Raw genomic sequence first — 8,683 nt, 5'->3', positions numbered from 1 at the left:
ATTTGTGTACATCAGAAATACCCAATGGATCACCGATGAACCTCTCGCGCCTCGCCCTGCCCTTCTTCCTGCTTCACACCGCCAATGCCCTCGCCGACAGCTTCGAACGCGATCAGGCCCTGAAGCTGCCCGACACGCTGATCAGCGCCAACCGCCAGGTCGAAGCGCGCAACGACAGCCGCGCCGCCAACACCGTGTTCACCCGCGAAGACATCGACCGCCTGCAACCGGGCAGCGTCACCGACCTGCTGCAACGGGTGCCGGGCGTGCAGGTGGCGCAGGCCGGTGGGCGCGGCAGCCTGCCGGGGATCTACATTCGTGGCACGCAATCTGCACAAAGTCTGGTGCTGGTCGACGGCCAGCGCATCGGCAGCTCGACCTCCGGCGACAGCAACCTGCAGCACCTGAACATCGACCAGATCGAACGCGTGGAAGTGCTGCGCGGTTCGCGTTCGGTGATCTACGGTAGCGATGCGATTGGCGGGGTGATCCAGATCTTCACCCGGCGCGGTAACCAGCAAGGTTTACAGCCTCGCTTGCACGTCGGTTTCGGCAGCAACCAGACCTGGGAACGCAGTCTCGGCCTGTCGGGTGGCGACGAGAAAACCCGCTTCAACCTGGGTGCCAGCCTCGATGATACCGCTGGCCTCGACCGTACGCACGAGTCCTACCCCAGCGACAGCGATCACGATGCCTATCGCAATCAATCCGTCAGCCTGAGTCTCAGCCATGCGCTGACCGATGACATCGAAGTCGGCGCCAACCTGCTGGATAACCGCGGCAAAAGCGAGTTCGACAACCCGTTCGGGCGCTTCGATACGACCACTTTCGAGTCGGTGCAACAGCAGCCCTACAGCGACTTCAACGTCAGCAGTGTCAGCAGCTACGTCGATGCCCGGATCAACGAAATCTGGAAAACCCGCGTCGAATTCGGTCACACCGAAAACCGCGAAAAGACCCTCGACAAACTCAGCGACGAGCGCACGGTGTTCAACACCTATCGCGATTCGGTGAACTGGCAGAACGACCTGACTCTGGATGCGCGCAACAGCCTGATCCTCGGCGGCGACTGGTACGAAGACCGGGTCAACAGCAGCACCGCGTTCGACGAGGACAGCCGCTGGAACCGCGCCGCGTTCATCCAGCATCGCTATCAGGCCGACAGCTTCTCCACGGAGCTGGGCCTGCGCCACGACGACAACCAGCAGTTCGGCAGCCAGAACACCTGGAGCGGCACCTTTACCCTGCCGCTGAACCCGGACAACGATCTGCTGCTGAGCTACAGCGAAGGCTTCCGCGCGCCAACCTTCAACGACCTGTACTACCCGGATTTCAGCAACCCGAACCTGAAACCGGAAACCTCGAAAAGCTATGAGTTGCAATGGCGTAGCCAGTTGAGCGATTCCAGTCGCCTGGAAACTTCGATTTACCGCACTGATCTGCAAGACGCGATCATCTTCGGCAGCAACTCACGCCCGGAGAACGTGGCCTCGGCACGGATCAACGGTTTCGAAGCGGCATTGAAGCAGGAGCTGTTCGGCTGGCAGAGCAATCTCGGCGTGGCGATTATCGATCCGCGTGATCGCGATACCGGGCACACCTTGGCCCGCCGCGCACGGCGCACGATGAGTTGGGATCTGGATCGACAGTTTGACCGACTGGGTCTGGGCGCCAGTTGGCAGGCGGTAAGCAGTAGCTACGACGACAAGGACAACACCCAGTCACTGGGCGGCTACGGCTTGATCGGATTGCGCAGCAGTTGGGCACTGAACCGCGAGATCAAACTGGATATGAAGGTCGAGAACCTGTTCGATAAAGGCTATAGCCGCGCGCTCTACAGCTATGACGGCAGCCAGTACGGCTATCGCGAGGAAGGTCGGGCGTGGGTGTTTGGGGTGACCTGGACGCCGGTGCTCTGATCCAGAATTTTCGCTGCTTCGACTGGCCTCTTCGCGAGCAAGCCCGCTCCCACAGGGGGAACGCATTCCAAATGTGGGAGCGGGCTTGCTCGCGAAGAATTCACCTCGGTCTCAGCGGTCAGGCGCGATCAATTGGCAGAGTTTGGCGGTGGCTTCGATCATCTGCCCGCTCGGGCGCTCCAGGCCTTTATCCGTGACCAATAGCAATTGTCCTCTCCTTACCGCCGCCACCTGCGGCCAGGCTTTCCAGGCATCAAGCTGGGCCTGATCACCGGCCAGAATCACCGCGGGATCGCGCTGCAATACCGCTTCGATACTGACCTGCGGCGCCGGCAGACTCAGATCGGCAAACACATTGCGCGCGCCGCATACCTCAAGCGCATCGCTGATGATCTGCCCGCCACCGACGGTGTACAGCGGCTTGTCCCAGACTTGATAGAACACGGTCAGCGGCGTCTCCCGGCGATAGCGTTGGCGCAGGTCATCGAGTTTCTGGCGCAGATCCGCCGCCAGTGTCACACCACGTTCAGGCCGGCCGAGTTGCGCGGCAATGGCTTCGATCTGTGCAGAAAGCTGTTCGAGATTGTGCGGTTCGGCGACGTAGGTCGGGATGTTCAGGCGTTTGAGCTGATCGCGTTGCGCCGGGCCGACACTGCCAGGCCACAACAGCAACAAATCGGGCTTCAAACTGAGCAGACGCTCCATGTCCAGCTGACCGTAGCGGCCCACTGACGGGACATCCTTGAGCGCGGCAGGACGCTCGCCGGCATCGAGCACGCCGACCAGCAGATCGGCCGAGTCCAGCTCGACAACGATTTCCGACAAAGAAGGCGCAAGGCTCACCACCCGCAGGCCCGCCAGCGCCGGGCCGGCGACGGCCAGCAGCAGCACCGCCAGCCACAGACGACACATCAGCCGAGTTGACGCGGGATGCGATAGAGGTAGAACAGCACGGCCGTGGACAGCGCCAGCAGCATCAGCGGTACGGCTTCGAGGCCGACGAACACGGCCAGCGCACCGATCCATGCCGGCAACGATGCAGCGAGGAACGCAATACGGCGACGGGCCGCGAGCGCGATCCAGGCCGCCGGCTCGGCAGGCGTATCGAGGGCTTTCTGGGTGGCGATCAGTGCGTGTTTGTAGCCACCGAAAAACTTCAGGCTGACAAATATCGAGGCGACACCGGCAATGAACATTGGCATGGTCAGTACCGGCAGAAACGCTTCATATTGGCCGAACAGTGCGTTGAGCACGAACAACGGCAGCAGCGCCAGTGCCAGATATTTCCACCAGTCGACCGCCAGACGGCGGCGCACCTGACCGCGGGTCACGCGCGGTCGACCTCGCCCTGATGCTCGTTGCCCATCATGTGGTCGAGCTTGCTGGCCTTGGTCGCCAGATAGAGCTTGTTGTGCGGATTATGGCCGGTGTGCAGCGGCACGCGTTCGGCGACGACGATACCCATGTCGGTCAGGGCTTTAACCTTGCGCGGGTTGTTGGTCATCAGGCGCAGGGACTTCACGCCCAGGTGCTCCAGCATCGGCAGGCACATCGCGTAGTCACGCTGGTCGGCGGCGAAACCCAGACGCTCGTTGGCTTCCACGGTGTCGGCGCCGCCGTCCTGCAACTCGTAGGCGCGGATCTTGTTCAGCAGACCGATGCCACGACCTTCCTGACGCAGGTACAGCAGCACGCCACGGCCTTCGCGGGCGATGGCCTTGAGCGCCGCTTCGAGTTGCGAGCCGCAGTCGCAGCGTTGGCTGAACAGGGCGTCACCGGTCAGGCACTCGGAATGCAACCGGCCAAGGACCGGGGCACCGTCGTCAATTTCACCCAGGCTCAGCACAACGTGCTCGCGGCCGGTGGCTTCATCGAGAAAACCGTGCATGGTGAATTGCGCAAAAGGCGTTGGCAGCTTGCAAGCGGCGACAAAAACGACAGGCACCTGTGTGCTCCTGATCTAAAAAGTCTGAAGATTCGCAGGCCGGCATTGTAACAGCAGGTTCCGGCAGGCGCTTAGGCTGAATTATCGGGCATAACGATCAAAAAGTTTGATAACACCCGACTTGCCTGGCCCCCCTGTGGGAGCGGGCTTGCTCGCGAAGGCGTCGTGTCAGTCGGCAATAGGCTGGCGGAACCACCGTATTCGCGAGCAAGCCCGCTCCCACAGGGGGACAGTGTTGGGCACAAGATTCGCAATCAGGGCGTATCAAACGGATACGGCTGCTTCCAATGCTCGAAAATCGGCTTCAGCTCGCCGCTCTTCACCAACTGCTCCATGCGCCTGTCGAACAGCGCCATCAGCGTGCGCGCTTGCGGCGTATCGGCGAAGCACAGGTACAGCGGCAATTCGGCGATGTGGGTCTTGCGAAACTGCGTTGGATCCTTGGCCCGGTCAACCACGTAATCGATTTCGGTCTGCGCATCGATGTAATAGTCAGCGCGGTTGTGGGTGAGCATCGACAGGATCCCGGTACGTCGCATGACTTCGTTAAAGTTATGCACATTGGGCAAATAATCCTGATAGTCATAGCCGCGCACCCAGGCCAGGCGATAGCTGCCGAGAGTGTCCGGGGTCGGTGAAGGATTGCTCGCCAGGCCCAGGGCGTAGATGTGGTCGGTGTCGAAATTCCAGCGCGGATAAAGCAGGTCGCTGGCCTCGTTTTTATACGAGCCGACACAGGCATCGACTTCGCCGCGCTGGGCCAGACCCACGGAGCGCGTGTAAGGCTCGGTGCGGATGTCGAGTTGCACCCCGGCCGGTTCGAAGACCTTGCGCAGCACGTCCCAGCCCAGGCCGTGACCGTCAGCGGCGGTGTAGTCTTCCCAGTCTTCGCTGGCCAGATGGATGACCGCGGGCGTCGGCGCAGCTTCCTGCGCACTGGCGACAGTGCCCAGCAAGGTAAAAAACACCAACGCCAGCCAGCGACTAACCATCCTTAGTCTCCCCACTTAACCCTGACAATCCGGATCAGGCGAAAATCCACACCAGTCCCTGCATCGCCAGCCAGGCGAACACGCCGGCCAGCACGTCATCGAGCATGATGCCGACGCCGCCATGGACATGCCGATCGATCCAGCGGATCGGCCATGGCTTGAGAATGTCGAAGAAGCGGAACATCAGGAACCCCGCGAGCAACCAGTACCAGCCTTCCGGCACCAGCCACAGGGTGATCCACATCCCGACCATTTCGTCCCAGACGATGCCTTCGTGGTCGTGTACCCGCAGATCGTCGGCGACCTTGCCGCACAGCCAGAAGCCGAACAGCATGGTGATCCCGAGCATCAGCCAGTAACCCCAGTCGGGCAACATCTGCCACAACGGAATAAAGGGTAGCGCAACTAACGAACCCCACGTGCCCGGCGCTTTCGGCAAGGTGCCGGAGCCGAAGCCGAACGCGAGGAAATGCCAGGGATTGCGCCAGACCGACGGCGGAACGAATTCGGCCGGAACCTGTTTCGGGTGATCTGTCACGGTGTCTCCTGAAAATGTTGATAACCCCGGATTTGCGGGGTGATGTCGTGTCCTTCGCGATCCAGCAGCACCACACCCTGGCCCTGCGCCACACGCCCGATCACATGGATCGGCCAACCATCGGCCAGCAGTGCCGGCAACTCGACGGACGGTAGCGTGAAGGCCAGCACATAGTCATCGCCGCCGCTCAACGCCGCCCGTTCGGCGCCACGCTGGCCGAGAAACGCCACTAAAGCATCGGACAACGGTACGCGCTCGCGTTCAACCTCAAGCCGCACCTGCGAAGCCAGAGCGATATGGCCGCAATCGGCAAGCAGGCCATCGGAGATATCCAGGGCCGAGGTGGCCTTGCCGCGCAGCGCCTGACCAAGAGCCAGTTGTGGTTGCGGCGACCAATAATGACTGAGCAGCGGCTCGGCAATATCAGTGTCGGCTTCACGCTGGCCAAGCACCAGCGGCAAGGCACCGGCGGCATTGCCCAGTTCGCCGCCAACACAAAGCAGGTCGCCCGGTTGTGCGCCGCTGCGGGTCAAGGCCTGCCCGGCCGGAACGCGACCGAATACGGTGACGGTCAGGCTCAATGGCCCGCGTGTGGTGTCGCCGCCAACCAGCGCGACGCCGCAGCTCTGCGCCATGCGGTTCAAACCGCGGGCATAGGCTTGCAGCCAATCGGCGGTCACCGTCGGCACAGTCAGGGCAAGGGTAAAGGCAACGGGCGTGGCGCCCATGGCGGCCAGGTCGCTGACCGCAACGGCCAGCGAGCGCTGACCGAGCAGAAACGGATCGCAGGGATCGGCGAAGTGCACGCCGGCCACCAGCGTATCGGTGGAAATCGCCAACTGCTCCCCGGGGGGAACCGCCAGCAAGGCGCAGTCGTCGCCGATCCCCAGGGCAACGCCCTCGCCGCCCTGCGCACAAGGCGCGGCGGCGAAGAAATTGCGGATCAGCTCAAACTCGCCCATTGCGATATCAAGCGCTGATCAGCGCTTGAACGCCTTGACTTCAGCTTCACGCAGGCGCGGAGCCAGCTTGTCGAGTACACCGTTGACGAACTTGTGGCCGTCGGTCGAACCGAAGACTTTCGCCAGCTCGATACCTTCGTTGATCACCACGCGGTACGGCACGTCGACGCGCTTGAGCAGTTCCCAGGTAGACAGGCGCAGAACCGCCAGTTCAACCGGGTCCAGCTCTTCGATTTCGATGTCCAGGCACGGCTTGAGCGCGGTGTCGATTTCGGTGCGGCTCGCCGGAACCCCGTGAAGGATTTCGCGGAAATACGCGCCATCGACATCGGTGAAATCGTTATCAACGCGGAACTGCGCTTCGATTTCGTTCAGCGAAGCCTTGGCCATGTGCCACTGATACAGAGCCTGAGTCGCGAGCTGACGGGCTTCGCGACGCTTGACGCTTTTCGATGGCTTGCCGGCATCCGCAGGTTTCGGATCGCGCGGGTTGAAACGATCGCTATCGTCGCTAATCACTTGGCCTCCAACTGCGCCAGCAGGCTGACCATTTCCAGAGCGGACAGGGCAGCTTCAGCACCTTTGTTGCCGGCCTTGGTGCCGGAACGTTCGATGGCTTGCTCAATGGAATCAACGGTCAGGACGCCGAACGCGACCGGTACGCCGAACTCCATGGACACCTGGGCCAGGCCCTTGGTGCATTCGCCAGCCACGTATTCGAAGTGCGGAGTGCCGCCACGAATGACCGCGCCGAGGGCGATGATGGCTGCGAACTCGCCTTTCTGAGCGACTTTCTGCGCAACCAGCGGGATTTCGAAGGCGCCAGGTGCGCGGATGATGGTGATGTCGCTTTCGCTCACGCCGTGGCGAACCAGGGCATCAACTGCACCGCTGACCAGGCTTTCAACCACGAAGCTGTTGAAACGGCCCACTACCAGAGCGTAGCGGCCTTTAGGGGCGATGAAGGTACCTTCGATGGTCTTCAGGGTCATTCGTCAGATCTCTTAAAGAGCCGGGACGCGTTTCGTACGCATCCCTCAGTGATATTAGCCACAAATTCATGACCGGAAACATCGCATTGCTGTTCGACTACACCCCTGTGGCGAGGGGATTTATCCCCGATGGACTGCGCAGCAGTCCCAAAAACAGGGGCCGCTACGCAGCCCATCGGGGATAAATCCCCTCACCACAAGGATCTACGTCAACAATGCCGGAAACGACCGGTCATTATTCGGAGGGCACGTATTCTACAACTTCCAGATCGAAACCGGATATCGCATTAAATTTCATTGGCGCAGACATCAAGCGCATTTTGCGCACGCCGAGGTCACGCAGGATCTGCGAACCGGCACCGACGATGCTGTAAGTGGTCGGTTTTTTCACCGCTGCCTGCTCACCGGTTTCGCGGATATGCGCCAGCAGCACGTCGCCGTCGAGCGGGTGACCGAGCAACAGCACCACACCGCTGCCGGCCTCGGCGACCGCAGCCATCGCGGCGCGCAGGCTCCAGCGGCCCGGTTGCTTTACCATCAGCAGGTCGCGCAGCGGATCCATGTTATGCACGCGAACCAGGGTCGGCTCTTCGGCGCAAACCGTGCCCAGAGTCAGGGCCATGTGCACATCGCCTTCCACCGAATCACGATAGGTCACCAGGTTGAATTGGCCCAGTTCGCTGTCCAGCGGCTGTTCGGCAATCCGCTGAACGGTACGTTCGTGGATCATCCGGTAGTGAATCAGGTCGGCGATGGTGCCGATCTTGATGTTGTGTTCGGCGGCAAACGCTTCCAGTTCGGCGCGACGGGACATGGTGCCGTCGTCGTTCATCACTTCGCAGATCACGCCGCTTGGTTCGAAACCGGCCATGCGCGCCAGGTCGCAGGCGGCTTCAGTGTGACCGGCACGAGCCAGCGTACCGCCAGCCTGAGCCATCAGCGGGAAGATGTGCCCCGGGCTGACGATGTCTTCCGCCTTGGCGTCTTTCGCCGCGGCCGCTTGCACGGTGCGTGCACGGTCGGCAGCGGAAATACCGGTGGTGACGCCTTCGGCGGCTTCGATCGATACGGTGAACTTGGTGCCGAAACCGGAACCGTTGCGTGGCGCCATCAGTGGCAGCTTCAACAGTTCGCAGCGCTCGCGGCTCATCGGCATGCAGATCAGGCCGCGGGCGTGCTTGGCCATGAAGTTGATGTGCTCGGCCTTGCAGCATTCGGCGGCCATGATCAGGTCGCCTTCGTTCTCGCGGTCTTCGTCATCCATGAGGATGACCATCTTGCCTTGGCGGATGTCTTCAACCAGTTCTTCGATGCTATTGAGCGCCACAAGGCACC

Annotated in this window: 10 protein-coding genes; 1 reads left to right on the top strand and 9 read right to left on the bottom strand. The window is 61.6% G+C overall.

The window, feature by feature from the left end; translation table 11 throughout:
* Window positions 1-35: 35 nt before the first annotated feature.
* Window positions 36-1,919, top strand: coding sequence for a TonB-dependent receptor domain-containing protein (locus AC27VU_RS21685; RefSeq protein ID WP_488724878.1), 1,884 nt, complete (start codon window positions 36-38; stop codon window positions 1,917-1,919).
* Between the two features lie 111 nt (window positions 1,920-2,030).
* Here the strand turns inward: AC27VU_RS21685 and AC27VU_RS21680 are convergent, their stop codons facing one another.
* From AC27VU_RS21680 to ribBA, 9 genes are all read right to left on the bottom strand, one after another.
* Window positions 2,031-2,831, bottom strand: coding sequence for a cobalamin-binding protein (locus tag AC27VU_RS21680; protein WP_488724877.1), 801 nt, complete (start codon window positions 2,829-2,831; stop codon window positions 2,031-2,033).
* Complete coding sequence (locus tag AC27VU_RS21675) at window positions 2,831-3,250, bottom strand: MFS transporter (RefSeq protein ID WP_488724876.1); 420 nt, start codon at window positions 3,248-3,250, stop codon at window positions 2,831-2,833. The genes AC27VU_RS21680 and AC27VU_RS21675 overlap by 1 nt, the downstream gene beginning before the upstream one ends.
* Window positions 3,247-3,864 carry a GTP cyclohydrolase II gene (gene ribA / locus AC27VU_RS21670; RefSeq protein ID WP_003228637.1) on the bottom strand — a complete coding sequence of 206 codons (618 nt, stop codon included), beginning with the start codon at window positions 3,862-3,864 and terminating at the stop codon, window positions 3,247-3,249. The genes AC27VU_RS21675 and ribA overlap by 4 nt, the downstream gene beginning before the upstream one ends.
* Window positions 3,865-4,118: 254 nt before the next feature.
* A complete protein-coding gene (locus AC27VU_RS21665; protein ID WP_488724875.1) occupies window positions 4,119-4,856 on the bottom strand; it encodes a substrate-binding periplasmic protein in 738 nt (245 codons plus the stop codon).
* Between the two features lie 34 nt (window positions 4,857-4,890).
* On the bottom strand, window positions 4,891-5,394 hold the full coding sequence (locus AC27VU_RS21660; RefSeq protein WP_003228639.1) for a phosphatidylglycerophosphatase A family protein: 504 nt from the start codon (window positions 5,392-5,394) through the stop codon (window positions 4,891-4,893).
* Window positions 5,391-6,356 (bottom strand): thiamine-phosphate kinase, encoded by a 966-nt coding sequence (thiL, locus tag AC27VU_RS21655; protein WP_201136458.1) that lies wholly within the window; start codon window positions 6,354-6,356, stop codon window positions 5,391-5,393. The genes AC27VU_RS21660 and thiL overlap by 4 nt, the downstream gene beginning before the upstream one ends.
* A gap of 18 nt (window positions 6,357-6,374) precedes the next feature.
* Window positions 6,375-6,875, bottom strand: coding sequence for a transcription antitermination factor NusB (nusB, locus tag AC27VU_RS21650; protein ID WP_003228643.1), 501 nt, complete (start codon window positions 6,873-6,875; stop codon window positions 6,375-6,377).
* Window positions 6,872-7,348 (bottom strand): 6,7-dimethyl-8-ribityllumazine synthase, encoded by a 477-nt coding sequence (gene ribH / locus AC27VU_RS21645; protein WP_003228649.1) that lies wholly within the window; start codon window positions 7,346-7,348, stop codon window positions 6,872-6,874. The genes nusB and ribH overlap by 4 nt, the downstream gene beginning before the upstream one ends.
* A gap of 235 nt (window positions 7,349-7,583) precedes the next feature.
* Window positions 7,584-8,675 carry a bifunctional 3,4-dihydroxy-2-butanone-4-phosphate synthase/GTP cyclohydrolase II gene (ribBA, locus tag AC27VU_RS21640; RefSeq protein WP_003228650.1) on the bottom strand — a complete coding sequence of 364 codons (1,092 nt, stop codon included), beginning with the start codon at window positions 8,673-8,675 and terminating at the stop codon, window positions 7,584-7,586.
* Window positions 8,676-8,683 lie beyond the last annotated feature (8 nt).

The organism is Pseudomonas sp. 14P5.3.2, assembly GCF_057799175.1.
This window is presented reverse-complemented; position numbering and strand designations above follow the sequence as displayed.